Below are 17,559 nucleotides of genomic sequence, written 5' to 3' on the forward strand. Positions count from 1 at the left end.
AAAAATACAAAAACGATGCCTCCGGCGGCGAGGTGTGCCACCTCGAAAGCAGGTTGCGAATGCGCTTTCCCCTTCGTTCCTCAGGGAAAATCACATTCGCAATTGATTCAGGTTAAACTGAGTCTGTTTTTAAAACCTGTTTATTAAACCCGTCGTTATAAGATCAGGCAAACGTTTAGCCCCCGGCAGGACCGCCGGAGGCATCGTTTTCCTGGCCGCTTCTGACAACAGGGAGGGAATCAAGCAATCATCTTACCGGTCACGGCGCTGTCGTACCCCGGAAGGCTGTCGATCTCCCGCCGCAGGGCCGGAGACTGAAGCAGGTCCAGAAGGGCCCTGATCCCGGCATGGGCCTCCAGGTCGCCGGGGATCACCAGGTCGCACCGGGCCACGGCCATGGAGACAAAGTCCAGGTTCCAGGCCTCGGCCACGCCCTTGAGCCCCAAAGCGGCATCGGCGACATCACAGATGACACGGACGGCCCCCTCCCCGTGGGAGGTGACCTCGGTACGGTAACCGGAGACAGCCCCTTCCGGGACACCGTCACGCTCCAGGTGATCATCAAGCAGAACCCTCAAGGCCGCCCCAGGTTCACGGTTGACGAAGCGCACCCCGGGCCGGGCAAGGTCCGAAGCCCTTCGGATCCCCAGCGGGTTGCCCCGGGCCACCATCAATCCCTCCTCCATCAGGGAAAACCCCACAACACGGCAGGGGGTATTCTTCATCTTCTCGTCGACCATCACCAGATTGGCCTCCTGCTCCCCGGTGTTGTGCATGTGGGTGCCCGCCAGGTGTGTCACTCCGCGATGAAGGCCCTCAAGGGCCGTCGTGCTGGAGGCAAACCGGCAGTGGATCCGGGCATCGGGCATCTTTCGGGAGAGGTGTGTCCCCAGGATCCCGAAGGCCGGGTCGCACCCCATCAAAATCAGGGTCTTTCCCAACGCCTCATCGCTGGTAAGCATCTCCGCGCTACGGGTCCCCCGGGCCATCAGGCCGTCTGCAGCGCAAAACCCGAAGGCCGTAGACGCCGGGCCATCCATGGGAAGTCCCACCAGCCTGTGGCGCACGCGCCCCAGTGCCAGACGTGTTGCAGGCTCTGCCTCGCCATGGATGGCATCCAGGCGACGTGTCTCCGGCGGGGCCTGATCCACAAACAAATCCTCCACCCGGCAGCCGATGAGTCGGGCCAGCTTCAGGGCCACGGCTGTGTTGGGAAGATAGCGCCCGGATTCGATATCGTAGATCGCCTGACGCCTGAGCCCTGCTTTTTCTGCGAGCTCATCCTGGGTCCAGCCCTTTCCGAGGCGATAGGTTTTCAGATTGCAGACGATATCGATCTTAAGCGGTGCCATGGCCCTCCCTGTGAGCATTGAAAGTCAAAAAAGTAATTGACTGATTTCTTACCAAATGTAATGTGAGTATGTCAAATGACGTTTTAAAGCGTCGTATGTACGCCTGTAATATACTTGCAAAGGAAAAATGAACGATGAAACCAACCAGATTTACAGCCCCGCTGCTGGCCGTTGCCCTGATCCTCCTGATGGGCCTGGGTGTTGCCCAGGCCGATGTGGTCGTGTTTGCCGCCGCCTCCACCACCAACGCCGTCACAGAAATCGGTGAGCTTTATGCCGCTCGGAACCACGGTCGCATGGTGCCCTCCTTTGCCTCCTCCTCGACCCTGGCCAAGCAAATCGGAAACGGAGCCCCGGCCGATGTCTACCTGTCGGCAAACACCAAATGGATGAACTACATCGACACCAAAGGGCTCGTTACCAAGGAAAGCCGCTTTGACCTCCTGAACAACCGCATCGTCCTCATCTCCCCGTCCCAAAGCACCCTCCCCGACATGGATGTCACGCAGGGCTTTGCCCCCTCGGCTGCCCTTGGTAAAAACGGCCGGCTGGCCATGGGAGACCCCGACCACGTCCCGGCGGGCATGTACGGGAAAAAAGCCTTGGAAACCCTTCACAGCTGGGACGACGTCAAAGACCGACTGGCCCCCATGAAGGATGTACGGGCAGCCCTGGTGCTTGTGGAACGCGGAGAAGCCCCCCTGGGTCTTGTCTATGCCACCGATGCCGCCATCTCCAACAAGGTCCGCGTGGTGGGAACCTTTCCGGAAACCTGCCACCCGGCCATCGTCTACCCCGTGGCCGCCGTAAAAGGGGGCAACAGCACCGAAGCCAAACGTTTTCTGGACTTCCTGCGTACCCCGGAAGCCCGGGCCGTGTTTGAAAAATACGGATTCGGCGTCAAGTGATGGATTTTTTCTACCTGACCGCCCTGGAACGGGAAGCCGTGACCTTGAGCCTTCAGGTGGCAGGCTGGGCCGTTGTGCTCAGCCTGCCCGTGGGGATTTTTACGGCCTGGGCCCTGGCGCGGGGTCGATTTCCGGGAAAATCCATCCTGGAAGCCCTGGTGCACCTGCCCCTGGTCCTGCCGCCTGTGGTCATGGGATACCTGCTGCTGGTGCTCCTGGGGCGTAACGGCATCATCGGAGGCGCCCTTTACAGATACCTGGGCATTACCCTGGCCTTTACCTGGAAAGGGGCGGTCCTGGCCGCTGCGGTCATGGCCTTCCCCTTGCTGGTCCGCGCCGTGCGCCTCTCCCTGGAGAGCGTGGACCCAGGCCTCGAAGCGGCGGCCCGCACCCTGGGGGCCGGTCCCATGCGGGTCTTTTTTACGGTCACCCTGCCCCTCATGGCCCCGGGCATCCTCACAGGCACCCTCCTGGCCTTTGCGCGGAGCTTGGGGGAATTCGGCGCCACCATCACCTTTGTCTCCAACATCCGGGGAGAAACCCAGACCCTGCCCCTGGCCCTCTACACCCTCACCCAGGTGCCGGACGGAGAGACCGGTGCCATGCGACTGTGCATCCTGTCGGTGCTCATCGCCATGGTGGCCCTCATCATCTCCGAGACCCTGTCCCGCCAGGTGGATGCCCGCATGAAGGCATAAATGAAAGGGGGATGCCTCCGGCGGCGAGGTGTGCCACCTCGAAAGCAGGTTGCGAATGCGCTTTCCCCTTCGTTCCTCAGGGAAAATCACATTCGCTATTGATTCAGATTAAACTGAATCTGTTTTAAAACTTGTTTGTTAAACTTTTTAAAAGTTTAGCCCCCGGCAGGGCGGCCGGAGGCATAAGCTGAACAGTGACAAGGAAGGATTCAACCCCGTGCTGAATTTGCAGATCCACCATACACAGGGCCGGTTTGTCCTTGATGTGGCCTTTGAGGCCCCCGGAACCGGAGTCACGGCACTCTACGGTCCGTCCGGGGCAGGGAAGACATCCGTCGTCAACATGGTGGCGGGACTGCTTCGGCCCGATACCGGCCGTATTTGTGTCAACGGGCTCTGCCTCTTCGATTCCGAACAGGGCATCGACCTTCCGCCGGAAAAAAGACGGGTCGGGTATGTGTTTCAGGAGGGCCGGCTCTTTCCCCATCTCTCGGTCCGGTCCAACCTCACCTACGGCATGCGGCGCACCCCGGCTGATCTGCGCTTTGTGGATTTTGATGAGGTGGTATCGCTCCTGGGCATCGACCATCTCCTCGCCAGGCGCCCGGCAGGGCTCTCCGGAGGGGAGAAGCAGCGGGTGGCCATCGGCAGGGCCCTGTTGACCAGCCCGGCCATGCTGCTCATGGACGAGCCCCTGGCCTCCCTGGACGCGGCGAGAAAGGCCGAGGTAATCCCCTTTATCAAGAAACTCGCGGGCCATGTCTCCATCCCTGTCCTTTATGTCAGCCACGAACCCGCCGAGATCCGTGCCCTGGCAACCCACATGGTGGCCTTACAGGACGGGCGCGTAACGGCTTCAGGCACACCGGAAACCCTCCTCACAAAGGATGCCCTCGCCTCCCCTTGGGACGCCGCTGAGGCAGCCTTCCCCCTTGCTGTTTCCTGATCATCTCTTTTCCGTTCACTATGCATTGTTGACAGTTCTCCCGCCCCAAAAAAGAAACCCCCGGGGCACCGTTGCCCCGGGGGTTTCACACCACTACAATTTAGGAGAATGAAGGATGAAGTGTTTTTTCTGAAAAGTCCCTGTAGGCCCTCTTCAGCAAAAGGTACTGCTGTTTTCAGATTGCGGGGGGGAGCCTTTCGGCACCCCCCTCAACCTTGTGGAGATAGGAGGATGAAGAATATATGTAAACACCGTGTTAACGACCCGGGCCACCGGATCGCGATGAGGAGATTCTTTAAAAGAGCTTCCGAAGGACCCGGCTTAAAGGGATTTCCAAAAAAGGGGGAAAAGAGGTTTCTTTGGGTTGTTTTGCGTTTTGTTCTGTTAAGCCGGGCCTTCGAGAGGCTTGTTTAGTTAGAAATGCAACCGGCGTGCCAAGTTTGAATATATATTTCGCCAAAACATGTAATAAGTTGATATCAAAGATAATATCCACCACAAAAACAGATTTAAAAACAGTCTCTGTTTCCTGAAGCCCCCCACCCCCATCTTTTTATGGATACTTTCTAACCACATGATTACCCCCCGATCTGAGCCTTTGGGTACTTTTTAGCCACCCGCATCCAGGGCCCCCATATAAGCCGGAGGCTCCGTGCCCCGATGCGGCATGGGCAGCGGCTGCCACAAAGTGCCGCACTGGCGTGTGACGCGCCATCCCTACGAGAAGCCAGGACAGCAGCAAGCTCGCGGCAACACACGGAATCCCTGAATTCTGAGGCCCGCACAGGAAGATGAGCTGAATTTCGATCCATATAAAATGCAAAACCCCCGGGACACCATGCCCCGGGGGTTTTGCACCACTGCAATTCAGGAGAATAAAGGATGAAGCTATATGTAAACACCGTGATGACGGCCCGGGCCACCGGGCCGCGATGAGGAGATTTTTCGTACAAACCTCTCAGCGTGGTTTCCCGCTGAGAGGTCTCAGGGGGGTTCCTATTTCGTGAACCGGACCAGGGCGTAGCCACGTCCTCTTCGGATGATAAGCATGTCCACCTGCTCGCCCTCTTCAATATCGTCCAGGACCTCGAAGTAGTCATCTTCGGAGCGAATGGGCGTGTGATTGACCTCTTTGATGATATCGCCGTGGACCAGGCCGATCTGGCTGCCTTTGCTTCGGGGCTTCACGCCGGTGACAAGGACCCCTTGCGTGTCAGACAGGTTGAAGCGCTTGGCCATTTCCGGGGAGATGGCGGCGATATCGATGCCGAGGTCGGAGTCCCCGCTGCCCATGCCCTTGGCCCCTGCTGTCCTGCGGTCTTCACGCTTGGCGATCTTGACCTTGACGGTCTTCTCTTTTCCGTTTCTCAGAAAGGTGACCTTCACCTTGTCGCCCACCTTCTGGGAGGCCACGATGCCGGTGAGGTCCTTCATGGACTCGACTTTTTTCCCGTCAATGGAAAGAATAATGTCCTTGGCTTTGATGCCCGCCTTCTCCGCAGGGTCGCCCTTGAAGGCCTCCATGATCATCACCCCTTTGGCACCGGACAGGCCGTAGTATTTGACCACGTCCCCTTCAATCTCCTGGATGGAGACCCCGAGCCAGCCGCGGGTGACGTTGCCGTCTTCTTTGAGCTGGGCGATGATGCCCGCTGCAAGCTTTACGGGGATGGCAAACCCAAGCCCCTGTCCGCCCTGGATAATGGCGGTGTTGATGCCGATGACCCGGCCTTCAAGGTCCAGCAGGGGCCCCCCGCTGTTCCCGGGGTTGATGGAGGTATCGGTCTGGATGTAGTCGTCGTAGGGCCCGCTGCCGAGGACCCTGCCCTTGGCGCTGACAATGCCGGTGGTGACGGTGTGGCCCAGACCGAAGGGATTGCCGATGGCCATGACCCACTGACCGACCTTGACATCCTGGGTGTCCCCCAGTTCAAGGGCGGGAAGCTCTTCGTCGGCCTCAATCTTGATCAGGGCCAGGTCCGTGCTGGGATCTCGCCCGGCAATGGTGGCATCATACTCCTGGCCGTCCTTGAGGATCACCTTGATTTCCGTGGTGTTCTCCACCACATGATTGTTGGTGACGATATATCCGGACGGGTCGACGATAAAGCCGGACCCCAGGCTGCGCTGCTTGAATTCCCGCTGGCGCTGGTCCCCGAAGAACCGCTCGAAAAACTCATTCATGGGATCGTTGGGATCCATCTGAAAGTGCCGGGAGACCCGCCCACCGCCGTTGACGGTTTTTTCGGTACGAATGTTCACCACCGACGGGGACGATTTCTCCGCCAGAGCAGAAAAGTCGGCGGGAATCATCTTGACCGTTTCAGCCCGGACGGGACCTGCCGTGAACAGCAGGGCAAGGGAAAGCATCATCAGGGCGGCGATACGTAAAGGATATGACGATTGCGGGATGGCTGTTTCTCGTGTGTGCATCATCTATTGGGTAGCTCCGTATGTTAAACGTTGTCGTCTCGTAACTAAAAAAGCTTCCGAAGGACCCGGCCCGGATGGGTTTCCAAAAAAAGGGGGAAAAGAGGCTTGTCTGGGTGTGTTGCGTTTTGCTTCTTGAGCCGGGCCTTCGAAAGGCGTGGAGACGTTTAGTGCAACCGCTGTGCCAAAACCCGAAACCAATCAGCAGAAACACCCCATAACCACCTGTCATGGTTAAGAAGATAAACAGCTTTGGTTCTTCTTCAACATCTCCTTATCTTTTTTTCTTGCAGACCCGGGCGGCATGGTGGATACTTTTTAGCCATGCGAATCCCATGTAACCGGATGGCCGTGGTTATTTTTTAACCACCGCCCCCCGGGCCCCTGTAAAAAAGGAGCCCGTGAAGAAAAAAGACGGCACGACATGCCGCCGGAGCCACAGGTGTCCCTGGCCCCATATCGGCCTTGCAGGCTAGGGTGTTGAGCCCTGGGTACCGGCCCTTCACCGACTGGCCTGACGGCCCTGTCCCGGCCGGAGCGGCACACTCTGGCACTGGTTTTGCTAATCTAAATCCATTGGGCGAAACGCGGCCCCTTCGGTCCGGTGACCGGGGGCCATGCCCTGAAACCATCAATAGAAGAGAGACGGTATGCCATCGGAACGGAAATTCTGGTCAGAAGTCCCGCCCTGGATCTTTATCGGAGCGGTCGTGGTGCTTCTGCCCATCTCCTCCTGGGTCACTTTTGACAAAATCAAACGCCAGCGGGAAAACAGTATCCAGCTCCTTATCGAAAAGGGGGCCGCCCTGATCCGCTCCTTTGAGGCCAGCACCCGCACCGGCTTCATGGCCGACAATTTCCGGGAGACCCGAAAACTCCAGAAACTCCTCTTTGAGACGGCCCGCCAGCCCGACATCTCCTATATCCTCGTGGCCCAGGACGACGGCCGTATCATCGCCCACAACAAGGCCTCCCTGGCGGGCAAGCACCTCAACCTCACCTACCAGAGCAAAGAGCTGGACCTGAAGCGTATTGCCGGTTCCGGCCGCCTCTTCTGGCAGATCAACCACGAAGAGGGGGGCAAGCAGACCCTGGTCATTTTCCGCCGATTCACCCAGGAGGCCTCCAGCCTGCTGCGGATGCAGATCTCCAAATACGACAACCGGGTCCTCCCCGATGCCGTGCTCAAGCTGGAAAAAGCCCCGGAACGCATCATCTTCGTGGGCCTGGACATGAGCTCCGTGGAAAAAGCCGGGAAAATAGAGATGCAGGACTCCCTGATCTCCGGGGTGGTGCTGCTCCTGTCGGGTTTCGGCGGGGTGATTCTCCTTTTTATGATCCAGGCGTATCAGTCCACGCGAAGTTCCCTCTCCCGGATTAAGGCCTTTTCAGATACCATCGTCGAGAACCTGCCCATCGGACTCATGGCCTTTGACAGCTCCTTTCGGATCCTCTCCTTCAACCATGTGGCCAAAAAGATCATGCAGCTGCCCGACAACACCACGGGCAAAGAGGCCCGGGCCCTGTTGCCAGAGGAGTTCACCGCCCGGCTCCATGAGCTGAAATACGGCATCGGCATGGTGGAGGACCAGTTGGAGTGCACCACCCCCGGCGGGGTCTCCCTGCCCCTTCAGGTCAGCGCCGCCCCCTTGAGGGACGAAGAGAACCTGGTCACCGGGTACCTCTGCCTCTTCAAGGACCTGACCGAAGTGCGCACCCTGAAACGAGAGGTGGAGCGAAGCCGACGCCTGGCCTCGGTGGGCAAACTCGCCGCCGGCGTGGCCCATGAGATCCGAAACCCCTTAAGCTCCATCAAAGGGTTTGCCACCTACTTCAGCGAGCGCTACAAGGACAACCCCAACGACCTGAACATCGCCCAGATCATGATCAAGGAGGTGGACCGGCTGAACCTGGTGGTGGGGCAACTCCTCGAATTCGCCCGCCCCGTCAGCCTCTCCCCCAAGCGGGTGGACCTGGATCCCTTTGTGGACAACTGCGTCAAGCTCGTCAGCATGCGGGCAAGGGAGCGGGGCATCACCATCGCCACGGTCTTTGACGACGCCCCGGAGACGGCCTTTTTCGACCCCGACAAAATCAGCCAGGTGCTGCTGAACCTCTTTTTAAATGCCATTGAGGCAACGGAACCGGGTGGCAGCATCGACCTGAACGTCAACCGTCCCGTGGGATCGTCCACCCTGGTCCTTACGGTAACCGACACCGGGTGCGGTATCTCCGATGAGAACCTCGCCCACATTTTTGACCCCTATTTTACGACCAAAGCATCTGGAACCGGGCTGGGACTGGCCGTCAGTCACAACATCGTGGAAGCCCACGGTGGCGAAATCCGTATCAAGAGCATCGAAGGTGAAGGCACCGCCATCACCCTGGTCATCCCAACCAAAGCGGAGCAGACAGATCATGACAAAAAACTTCTCGATTCTGGTTGTTGACGACGACACCTCGCATCGAACCATGCTGGCCACCCTTCTCACCGGGTGGGGCTACACCATCTTTGAAGCCAACGACGGGGAGCCCGCCATTGAGATGGTCAAGGAGCGCTATTTCGACCTGATCCTCATGGACATCCGCATGCTCAAGGTCTCGGGCCTCGAAGCCATGGAGAGGATCAACAAGATCAACCCGGCCATCCCCATCATCATCATGACCGCCTACTCCTCCATTGAGACGGCGGTGGGGGCCCTTAAAAACGGTGCCTACGACTACCTCACCAAGCCCATTGACTTCGACAAGCTCCGCCTCACCATCGAACGGGCCACGGAACGCCAGCGCCTCCAGGAAGAGAACCAGCGCCTGCGCCTCTCCCTGAAGGAGCAGTTCGACCGGCAGAACATCATCGCCCGAAGCAACGTGATGACCCAGCTCCTGGACACCGTGGCCCAGGTGGCCACCTCCGAAGCCACGGTCCTCATCACCGGGGAGTCGGGCACCGGCAAAGAGCTCATCGCCGGAGCCACCCACTACAACAGCACCCGGAGGGAAGGCCCCTTTGTGAAAATCAACTGCGCGGCCATCACCGAAACCCTGCTGGAATCCGAGCTCTTCGGCCACGAGAAGGGGGCCTTTACCGGTGCCCAGAGACGCAAAGAGGGAAAGTTCATCCAGGCCCACGGAGGCAGCATCTTCCTTGACGAGGTCTCGGAGATGCCCCTGTCCATGCAGGTGAAGCTCCTGCGGGTCCTGCAGGAACGGGAAATCACCCGGGTGGGGGGCGAAGAGGTAATCCCCATCGATGTCCGCGTCATCACCGCCACCAACAAAAACCTGGCGGATCTCGTGCGGGAAGGAAAATTCCGGGAAGACCTCTACTACCGACTCAACGTGGTGGATCTCTACCTGCCCGCCTTACGGGAACGGCGGGACGATATCCCCCCCATCGCCCAGCACTACCTAAAAAGCCTGGCCGAAAAAAACCGCAAAGAGATCTCCGGCTTCACACCGGAAGCCATGGACCTGCTGGTTCGGTACCGCTGGCCGGGCAACGTGCGTGAGCTCATCAACACCGTGGAACGGGGGGTGGTCCTCTGCCAGAGCCCCTACGTGGGCACCGAGTCCCTGCGCCTCATGGAAGAAGAACAGCTGGAACCCGCACACTCCACGGCCGGTTTTTCAGGCGAAGTCCGCCCCCTGGAGGAGGTGGAAAAAGAGGCCATCCTCTTCACCCTGGACGCCACCGGCAACAACAAAAGCGAAACCGCCCGGCAGCTCGGCATCACCCGAAAAACCCTGCACAAAAAACTCAAAGCATACGGGGTCATGCCTTAAGGGATAAAAAAATGTAACGATTCAGATCAAAAAAAGCCTCCGGCGGCCCTGCCGGGGGCTAAACTTTTAAAAAGTTTAACAAACAGATCTTAAAAACTCTTTTTGAATGAATGCAGTTTTAAAGGCGAATGTGATTTTCCCTGAGGAACGAAGGGGAAAGCGCATTCGCAACTTGCTTTCAAGGTGGCACACCTTGCCGCCGGAGGCATCTTTTTGGTTTTTACTCTGAGCCCTCTTGCCCCTGTCGTTCATCCGACTTTAACCATAGAAGGCTGTTTTTTTGAGCTGAATAGTTACGCAGGCCACCAGGCTGGATCAAAAACACAAAGGGCTCGTGATCTTAAAAGAATCACGAGCCCTTTCCTTTTTCCGTGCCATTTCCTGTGGTCATGTATCTCGCAGCGACAAGCAGCCTACGACACCACAAGCCGCACACACATTCCCGTTCACGGGCGCAGCCCGTCAACACATGTGAAGGGGCAGCACCCCGGAGCATGTGCTTTATCTGTTCTTCCAGTCAAACACCTGGATGTTTTCCGCCTTGTACTTGTCCGGGCCCTGCTCGATGGCATCGAACTCCAGGATCACCCCTTCGCGCTTGTACCGCATGAGCTGGTCGCTGACGATCTTGGGCTCAAAGTCGTTGACGTGGCAGAAGACATTGCTCTGCACCTCCCCCACGCCCAGGCCGGTACGCATGTTGAGAAAACCGTACTCACGGCCCTCTTTGACGGAGTAGATGATGCCGCGCTCCCTGCGTTTGTTGTCGAACCGGCTGGGCATGAGCCCGGGCACGAGAAATCCGGAAAAGCTGTTGTCCACTTCCCGGCGCAATTCGGAGCTGGTGTTGTCGAAGGAGAGCAGGTCCACCCGTTTCCCCCGATTCTGAAGAGCCCTGACCAGGCGCAGGAAGTCGCCGTCTCCGGTGCCGATGAGCACATAATCGAGGTTCTCGGACTGGAGAAGGGCATCCACGGCCAGGTCGAGGTCGGCGTTGGCCTTGACCACGGTATCCCCGTCGTCGTTGAAATAGCGTTTCACGGGTTTCAAAATCAGGTGAAATCCGGCCCGGCGCATGGCGTTTCGGTACTCTTCGCTGCGCATGCGGTATTCGTGATCAAACTCTTCACGGTCAAAGTCCGCTGCCAGGTAGGCGTTGGCACGGACAATGGTGGTGTCCTGGGCCGAAACCAGGTCGCGAATGACGCTGTAGCGCATGCCCCATCCGCCGTTAAAGCTGAGGTTGTCTACATCAAGAAAAATACCTGCCTTAAGCATAATGTACAAATCTCCAATACATGCGTGGGACGATTTCTCCTAAATCAATAAAAAAAAGCCCCCCCGAGCAAACGATTCGCCACGCATAAAATAATAAACGACCTCACCGGATAGCAATGACGACGGGATAACATGAGCGTATCATCCATTGATGCCCTCAACCCCCGACCCATTTCCGCAAGGCCACGGTTCATAATCTGCGATCACGCAGGCGCACAGCCAAAAAAAACAACATGCACCATCATATAGTGTAGGAATATCATTCACATCTTTACCATAGATTTTCATTTGCCACAAAGGGGGAACATTTTTAAGACCCCCAACGAAAAACGGATATTCTCCTGGCGCACCCCCCCATGCCCCTTCCCCGCCCATCACATGCAGCAGGCACGCCATAAAAAAAGGCGTGCACTTCGGGTTTCATTCCCAAGCCCACGCCCTTTGACGTAAAACAATCTCCTTGAGTCCAGCGATCAGGCCAGCATCCCCCCGTCCACCACAAGGGAGCTGCCCGTCACATACGAGGCCGCATCCGAAACAAGGTAGAGAACCGCCCCGGCCATCTCCGAGGGATCGGCCACGCGCCCCGCCGGAATCTGCCGGGTCACCTCCTTCATGATGTCCTCGTTTTGGGTAATGGCAGACGCAAACTTGGTGTCGGTGAGCCCCGGGAGCAGGGCATTCACCCGGATCTTGTCCGGGGCCATCTCCTTGGCCAGGGCCTGGGTCATGGCGATCATCCCTGCCTTGCTCACGGAATAGACCCCTTGAAAAAAGGCCGGGCGCACGCCGTTCACCGAGGCGACATTGACGATGGATCCGCCCCCGCCTGCCTTCATCAACTTTGTGGCGTGTTGGATCATAAAAAACGGACCCTTGAGGTTCACGTCGAAAATCTTGTCCCACGCCCGCTCCTCGGCGTCCACCATGGGACCGAAGTAGGGGTTGGCCGCGGCGTTGTTCACCAGGATGTCGAGGCCTCCACAGAGCCTTTTTACCTCTTCCATCAGATGAGTGATCTGATCGAGGTGCCCCGTGTGGCAGGCCACGGCATGGGCCTTGCCTCCGGCAGCTTCAATGTTTGCCTTCACCACCTCAAGCCCTTCGATCTTACGGCTCGAAAGCACCACAAGCGCCCCGGCCTCTGCCAGCCGCATGGCAATGGCCTCCCCGATGCCCCGGCTCGCGCCGGTAACCAGTGCCGTTTTCCCTTCAAGTGAAACCGATACAGCCATACCTACCTCCCATGATCAGTTGATTTTTGGTTCAGTACATATGAAAGGGCGGCCCTTTCAAGAATCTGCACCGCAAAAATAAGCATGGCAAACCGCTTATCCCTGGTGAGGCCCTTATGGTACCGCTGATAAATCTGCTGGGCGATGACGGCCAGGCGAAACAGGCCGAAGCAATGGTAGTAATCAAACCCCGAGACATCACGGCCCGTGAGCCTGCCGTAGCGTGCCACCATCTCGGCACGGGAAAGGGCCCCGTCCATGTTCGTGGGCATGAGACGCACCATCTGCATCTCCTCGGGGTCGTCCTTCTCCACCCAGTAGGCCAGGGAGTTGCCGAGGTCCATAAGGGGGTCGCCGTAGGTGGCCATCTCCCAGTCCAGCACCCCGATGATCTCCATGGGGTTGGCCTCGGACAATACGATGTTGTCCAATTTGTAGTCGTTATGGACAATGGCGGGACGGGAGGTATCCGGCGGCATGTTGTCTGCAAGCCACCCCATGACGGCTTCAAAATCAGGGGCGTCATCGGTCCTGGCGTTGCGATAGCGCCTGCTCCACCCCTCCACCTGCCGCTTGACGTACCCTTCGGGCCTGCCCAGAAAGTCGAGGCCCGCTTTTTCCACATCAATGCCGTGGAGGGCCACCTGAACGTCCAATAATTTTTCGCAGAGCCCTTTCGCCTGCGCCGGGGTGTAGGCAAGCCCTTTGGGGGGCTCCTTTCTCAGGATGATCCCATCCATGCGCTCCATGATGTAAAAGGGGCACCCCATCACCTCCGGGTCTTCCGAAAAATACAGGGGCTCGGGGCAGTATGGAAAATGGGGTCTCAAGGCGCTCAGGATACGGTACTCACGGCCCATGTCATGGGCACTCTTGATCTTGGCCCCGAAGGGAGGCCTGCGCAGGACCATCTCGGTTTCTCCGACGCGTACCAGATACGTCAGATTGGAAAAACCGCTGGGAAACTGTGTCAGGGTAAGGGGCCCTGAAAGCCCCGGGATGTTGGCCACCAGGCAATCGTACAGCTTGCCCTCGTCCAGGCCCTCTCCGTCACGAATCGTCTGTGCCGTATCCTTCATGTGCTCTCCTCTTCCATATCTCAGAATGAAAACAGACAGAAAAAACAGCCTCCGGCGGCCCTGCCGGGGGCCAAACTTTTGAAAAGTTTGACAAACAGGTTTTACGTATGTCTTTTAAGGCTCCGTCGAAAGAATCTCGACAGCTTGGCATTACCCATCGGGAACGTTTTTACGGTTCTTTTTTCCCAAAGCGGAGGCAGTGCGGTTAAATCCACAATGGACAAGTAGCGACAACGTATCCTGTTCCGTCGAAGCTGGTGAGCCAGCTCGCATAAACCCTCAGCGTTCATGCCGGGCGAAACCCGAGCCGAAGGCCCATGCGATTTGGCCCGAGGAACGAGGGACAAAGCGCATGGGCTATATGCTTTCGAGGTGGCTCACCTCGCCGCCGGAGGCACGCTTTTTTTTGAACCGGCCTTGACCACGGAAGTGAACGTTTCCTTGAACCTAGGTTAACCGTGAGAAGGCCATCTCGATAACAGCGTCAGCATAGCGTTCCACGGAGATGCCCCGCTTTTTGAACTTCCAGCGTTTCAGGTACCAGTCCTGCTGCATGGCCTTAATCAGCCCTGCTGTCAGGCTGGCATCGCACGGGGTAAACGCCCCTGCCGCGATGCCCTCTTCAATCTGGTCGGTGAGGGCCTTTTCCGTTGCCGCTTCCATGGCAAGGGCACGGGTGACGTCCTCTTTTCCCAGGTGCCGGGACTCCATGAAGCTGAAGAAAAACCAGGGCCGGGCCACCTCGCTCAGGTAGATATGCGCCCGGATAAGGGCACCGAGTTTCTCAAAGGGGTCGGTGAGGTCTGTGACGCTTTCCCGTAGAAACCGCTCCAGGATCCGCCGTCCCTGGCCCTGGATCAAGGCCAGGAGTTCCTCCTTGCCATTGATGTACCCATACAGCCCCCCCATGGAGAGGCCGCTTTCGGTGCACAGGTCCCGCATGCTCATGGCCTGGAACCCCTTCTCCATGGAGATGGTGAACACCGCCTGGATGATCCGCTGGAGGTTCTTCACTGCCGTGGCCTCCTTTTTTACGCGGATAGAGCCTGCGTTCTCCCGGAACAGCTCCCGGATCATCTCCTCCCTGGAGACCTCGAACTTCTCTTGAAATACACGATAATCTTTCGTCGTCACGTCAGTCCCTTGCCCTTGTCTCATGCTGATATTACCCAAACTAAAAACGAATGGTAACCATTCAGCTTATGCCTCCGGCGGCCCTGCCGGGGGCTAAACTTTTGAAAAGTTTAACAAACAGATTTTTAAACCATATTTTACGTTTACGTCGACACAAATACGGATGTGATTTGACCCGAGGAACGAGGGGCAAAGCGCATTCGTAACCAGCTTTCAAGGTGGCACACCTTGCCGCCGGAGGCTCGTTTTTCTACCTCACCTCCCGTCCTTCATAGCTCCGCAGGATCCGTTTGGCCAGAGAGGTTTTATGGACCTCGTCGGCGCCGTCGTAGATACGGGCGGCGCGTTCGTGACGGTAGAAATAAGCCAAGATGGTATCGTCGGTCATGCCCAGGCCACCGTGGACCTGCAGGGCCCTGTCCACGATGCGGTTCATGGTGTTGGCCACCACAAACTTGATCATGCTGATGCTGTCCCGGGCCTTGGCCGCCCCCACGTTGTCGATCTGCCAGGCGGCGTGGAGGGTCATGAGGCGGGCGGCCTCCATCTCGGCTGCAGATTCGGCGATCCAGCCCTGGATGATCTGGCGGGTGGCCAGGGTTTTCCCGTTGGGGGCGATGACCCGCTCGTTGGCCCGCTTGCACATGAGGTCAAAGGCCCGCTTGCAGATCCCCAGCCAGCGCATGCAATGGTGGATGCGTCCTGGCCCCAGGCGCTCCTGGGCGATGACAAACCCCTGGCCTTCGGGTCCCAGAAGATTCGTTTGAGGCACCCGGCAGGACTGGTAGAGAATCTCGGCATGACTGCCGTAGCCATTGCCCTCGTGGCCCATGACCGGGATGTTGCGCACAATATTGAAACCCGGGGTGTCGCTTGGCACAATGATCATGCTGGCCTGAAGATAGGGGGGAGCCTCGGGATTGGTAACGGCCATGACAATGGCAAAATCAGCTCCGTCGGCGCTGGTTGTGTACCACTTATGGCCGTTGATGACGTAATCGTCGCCATCTTTAACAGCCATGGTCTCCAGCATCACCGGATTGGACCCCGGCATGTCCACCTCGGTCATGGAAAAACAGCTCCGGATATCGCCGGCCACCAGGGGGTTCAGGAAACGTTGCTTCTGGACGTCGGAGCCGAACATATGAAGGATCTCCACGTTGCCCGCATCCGGCGCCTGACACCAGAACACAAAATGACCCAACGGCGAGCGCCCCAAAGCCTCGGAGACCAGCCCGTGTTCCACGAGAGAGAGCCCCATGCCCCCGCACTCCACGGGGAAATTGGGAGCCCAGAGCCCCATCTGCTTGACCATGGCCTGCTTCTCCCGAAGCCTCGGCAGCATCTCATTAAAATCATGCACGAGATACTCCGGCTCCATGGGAATCAGCTCCCGTTCCACAAACTCGTTGATCATTGAAACGATGGTCTCGATGCGTTCCGATACGCCAAAATCCATGACGGTCTCCTCATCTATGGTAAACACTTAAAAGCGACGGCTGTCGCGAATCAAAGATGGAAATGGACGCCCACTGCTTTGGCCTGTGCCTTGCCCAGGTCGGTCAGGTTGTCGTACCTTTGGCTTCCGAAGGCTGCCTGTCCGTGCCGTATGAAATAATTCGGGCCATGTCCGTAACGCCCTCTCTCAGGTGGGGTGACCGGCCTCGGAAGCACGTCGGTGCGAAAGGGTTGCTCCGCGGCCGGTCACGTGGTCAATATCCACAGGGTGTGCTTGTACTGTAAGGATATCGCTGCTGAAAGGTATTCTAAGAAGCCCCTTCCCTTTCTGTCAACAAAAAAAAGAACGAGCGCTCGCTTTTGACTTGAACCCCACCGCCCCCCGCGCTACATTAAGAGCGACACACATTCAACCAAAGGGGAGATACCCATGCACATCGCGGTTCTCATCAAGCAGGTCCACAACGCCGGTTTAACGCGCGTCCCGCCGGATCGGGAGGAGACGCCCACGGATTTCCGCATCAACCGCCTGGACGAACATGCCCTGGAAGAGGCACTGCGCATCAAAGAATCCCGTGCAGGAACCGTTCTCACCCTGATCTCGGTGGGTCCCGACCGGGTTACCGAGTCCCTGAGACGCGGGCTCGGCATGGGGGCCGACGGGGCCGTGCACATCAAGACGGACACCGAGCCCCTCTGCGCAACGGAAACGGCAGCGGCCCTGTTTCCGGTCCTTGACGAGCTCAGGCCCGACCTCATCCTCTGCGGCGCCATGAGCGAAGACCTCATGCAGGGCATGACCGGCCCTGCCCTGGCCACCATGCTGGGCATCCCCCATACCAGCCAGGCCGTCAAAGAACTCCGCATCAAACAAGGCCTAAGTACCCTTGAGGTCACCCGGGACGCCGGGGCAGGCATCCGGCAGGTGGTCAGCCTCCCCTTCCCCTGCCTTGTCACCGTGCAGCAGGGATTCAACACCCCCCGCTACCCCAACATCACCCACATGATCAAAGCGCGCAGCCGTCCCATTGAATGCAGAAAAGCGCCCCCGCCCGCCCCCACAGTCACGACACCGGTCACCGGCACCTCTCCCCCCATCCAGCGGGGCCGCGGCCACCGCATCAAAGGCTCACCGGAAGAGCAGGCCGCACATTTCATCGCCTATCTCAAGGAACGCCAGGTATTGAAGGGGTAAGAAAAAATCAAAAAGATGCCTTTTATGGTTAAAGTTCGGATGAATCACAGGGTCAAGAGGGCT

The 17,559-nt window shown here is 58.0% G+C and carries 13 protein-coding genes; 6 read left to right on the top strand and 7 right to left on the bottom strand.

Annotation, left to right across the window (positions count from 1 at the left end; all coding sequences use genetic code 11):
- Nucleotides 1–239: 239 nt before the first annotated feature.
- Complete coding sequence (locus BLQ12_RS25605) at nucleotides 240–1,352, bottom strand: XRE family transcriptional regulator (RefSeq protein ID WP_092215636.1); 1,113 nt, start codon at nucleotides 1,350–1,352, stop codon at nucleotides 240–242.
- Between the two features lie 134 nt (nucleotides 1,353–1,486).
- Here BLQ12_RS25605 and modA point away from each other — a divergent pair, with 134 nt between their 5' ends.
- From modA to modC, 3 genes are all read left to right on the top strand, one after another.
- A complete protein-coding gene (gene modA, locus BLQ12_RS25610) occupies nucleotides 1,487–2,260 on the top strand; it encodes a molybdate ABC transporter substrate-binding protein (RefSeq protein WP_092215637.1) in 774 nt (257 codons plus the stop codon).
- On the top strand, nucleotides 2,260–2,958 hold the full coding sequence (gene modB, locus BLQ12_RS25615) for a molybdate ABC transporter permease subunit (protein WP_092215639.1): 699 nt from the start codon (nucleotides 2,260–2,262) through the stop codon (nucleotides 2,956–2,958). Before modA ends, modB begins: the two co-directional genes overlap by 1 nt.
- Nucleotides 2,959–3,175: 217 nt before the next feature.
- Nucleotides 3,176–3,904 carry a molybdenum ABC transporter ATP-binding protein gene (gene modC, locus BLQ12_RS25620; RefSeq protein ID WP_092215641.1) on the top strand — a complete coding sequence of 243 codons (729 nt, stop codon included), beginning with the start codon at nucleotides 3,176–3,178 and terminating at the stop codon, nucleotides 3,902–3,904.
- Nucleotides 3,905–4,900: 996 nt separating this feature from the next.
- Here the strand turns inward: modC and BLQ12_RS25625 are convergent.
- Nucleotides 4,901–6,340: a Do family serine endopeptidase gene (locus BLQ12_RS25625; protein WP_226860068.1), complete on the bottom strand. Its 1,440-nt coding sequence runs from the start codon at nucleotides 6,338–6,340 to the stop codon at nucleotides 4,901–4,903.
- A 644-nt stretch (nucleotides 6,341–6,984) separates the two neighbouring features.
- Between BLQ12_RS25625 and BLQ12_RS25630 the strand changes: the two genes are divergently transcribed.
- The gene (locus tag BLQ12_RS25630) at nucleotides 6,985–8,784 is read left to right on the top strand and encodes an ATP-binding protein (protein ID WP_092215643.1); all 1,800 of its coding nucleotides are present in this window, start codon (nucleotides 6,985–6,987) and stop codon (nucleotides 8,782–8,784) included.
- The gene (locus BLQ12_RS25635; protein WP_092215645.1) at nucleotides 8,753–10,117 is read left to right on the top strand and encodes a sigma-54-dependent transcriptional regulator; all 1,365 of its coding nucleotides are present in this window, start codon (nucleotides 8,753–8,755) and stop codon (nucleotides 10,115–10,117) included. The genes BLQ12_RS25630 and BLQ12_RS25635 overlap by 32 nt, the downstream gene beginning before the upstream one ends.
- A gap of 501 nt (nucleotides 10,118–10,618) precedes the next feature.
- On the opposite strand, the gene BLQ12_RS25640 is transcribed toward BLQ12_RS25635, so the two are convergent.
- From BLQ12_RS25640 to BLQ12_RS25660, 5 genes are all read right to left on the bottom strand, one after another.
- On the bottom strand, nucleotides 10,619–11,395 hold the full coding sequence (locus BLQ12_RS25640) for a LabA-like NYN domain-containing protein (protein ID WP_092215646.1): 777 nt from the start codon (nucleotides 11,393–11,395) through the stop codon (nucleotides 10,619–10,621).
- 473 nt (nucleotides 11,396–11,868) lie between these two features.
- On the bottom strand, nucleotides 11,869–12,630 hold the full coding sequence (locus BLQ12_RS25645; RefSeq protein ID WP_092215647.1) for an SDR family oxidoreductase: 762 nt from the start codon (nucleotides 12,628–12,630) through the stop codon (nucleotides 11,869–11,871).
- Between the two features lie 2 nt (nucleotides 12,631–12,632).
- On the bottom strand, nucleotides 12,633–13,709 hold the full coding sequence (locus BLQ12_RS25650) for a phosphotransferase family protein (RefSeq protein ID WP_092215649.1): 1,077 nt from the start codon (nucleotides 13,707–13,709) through the stop codon (nucleotides 12,633–12,635).
- Between the two features lie 447 nt (nucleotides 13,710–14,156).
- A complete protein-coding gene (locus BLQ12_RS25655; RefSeq protein WP_175470072.1) occupies nucleotides 14,157–14,843 on the bottom strand; it encodes a TetR/AcrR family transcriptional regulator in 687 nt (228 codons plus the stop codon).
- Between the two features lie 250 nt (nucleotides 14,844–15,093).
- Nucleotides 15,094–16,302, bottom strand: coding sequence for an acyl-CoA dehydrogenase family protein (locus tag BLQ12_RS25660; protein WP_092215652.1), 1,209 nt, complete (start codon nucleotides 16,300–16,302; stop codon nucleotides 15,094–15,096).
- Between the two features lie 429 nt (nucleotides 16,303–16,731).
- Here BLQ12_RS25660 and BLQ12_RS25665 point away from each other — a divergent pair, with 429 nt between their 5' ends.
- Nucleotides 16,732–17,496: an electron transfer flavoprotein subunit beta/FixA family protein gene (locus tag BLQ12_RS25665; RefSeq protein ID WP_092215654.1), complete on the top strand. Its 765-nt coding sequence runs from the start codon at nucleotides 16,732–16,734 to the stop codon at nucleotides 17,494–17,496.
- Nucleotides 17,497–17,559 lie beyond the last annotated feature (63 nt).

It is taken from the genome of Desulfoluna spongiiphila, from assembly GCF_900101345.1.
Lineage (GTDB): Bacteria > Desulfobacterota > Desulfobacteria > Desulfobacterales > Desulfolunaceae > Desulfoluna > Desulfoluna spongiiphila.

Excerpts from the sequence above, each read along its gene's own strand:
- BLQ12_RS25645 (WP_092215647.1), bottom strand. The coding sequence starts at position 12,630 with ATGGCTGTATCGGTTTCACTTGAAGGGAAAACGGCACTGGTTACCGGC.
- BLQ12_RS25630 (WP_092215643.1), top strand. The coding sequence starts at position 6,985 with ATGCCATCGGAACGGAAATTCTGGTCAGAAGTCCCGCCCTGGATCTTT.
- BLQ12_RS25635 (WP_092215645.1), top strand. The coding sequence starts at position 8,753 with ATGACAAAAAACTTCTCGATTCTGGTTGTTGACGACGACACCTCGCAT.
- BLQ12_RS25640 (WP_092215646.1), bottom strand. The coding sequence starts at position 11,395 with ATGCTTAAGGCAGGTATTTTTCTTGATGTAGACAACCTCAGCTTTAAC.
- BLQ12_RS25650 (WP_092215649.1), bottom strand. The coding sequence starts at position 13,709 with ATGAAGGATACGGCACAGACGATTCGTGACGGAGAGGGCCTGGACGAG.
- modB (WP_092215639.1), top strand. The coding sequence starts at position 2,260 with ATGGATTTTTTCTACCTGACCGCCCTGGAACGGGAAGCCGTGACCTTG.
- BLQ12_RS25660 (WP_092215652.1), bottom strand. The coding sequence starts at position 16,302 with ATGGATTTTGGCGTATCGGAACGCATCGAGACCATCGTTTCAATGATC.
- BLQ12_RS25605 (WP_092215636.1), bottom strand. The coding sequence starts at position 1,352 with ATGGCACCGCTTAAGATCGATATCGTCTGCAATCTGAAAACCTATCGC.
- modA (WP_092215637.1), top strand. The coding sequence starts at position 1,487 with ATGAAACCAACCAGATTTACAGCCCCGCTGCTGGCCGTTGCCCTGATC.
- BLQ12_RS25665 (WP_092215654.1), top strand. The coding sequence starts at position 16,732 with ATGCACATCGCGGTTCTCATCAAGCAGGTCCACAACGCCGGTTTAACG.
- BLQ12_RS25625 (WP_226860068.1), bottom strand. The coding sequence starts at position 6,340 with ATGATGCACACACGAGAAACAGCCATCCCGCAATCGTCATATCCTTTA.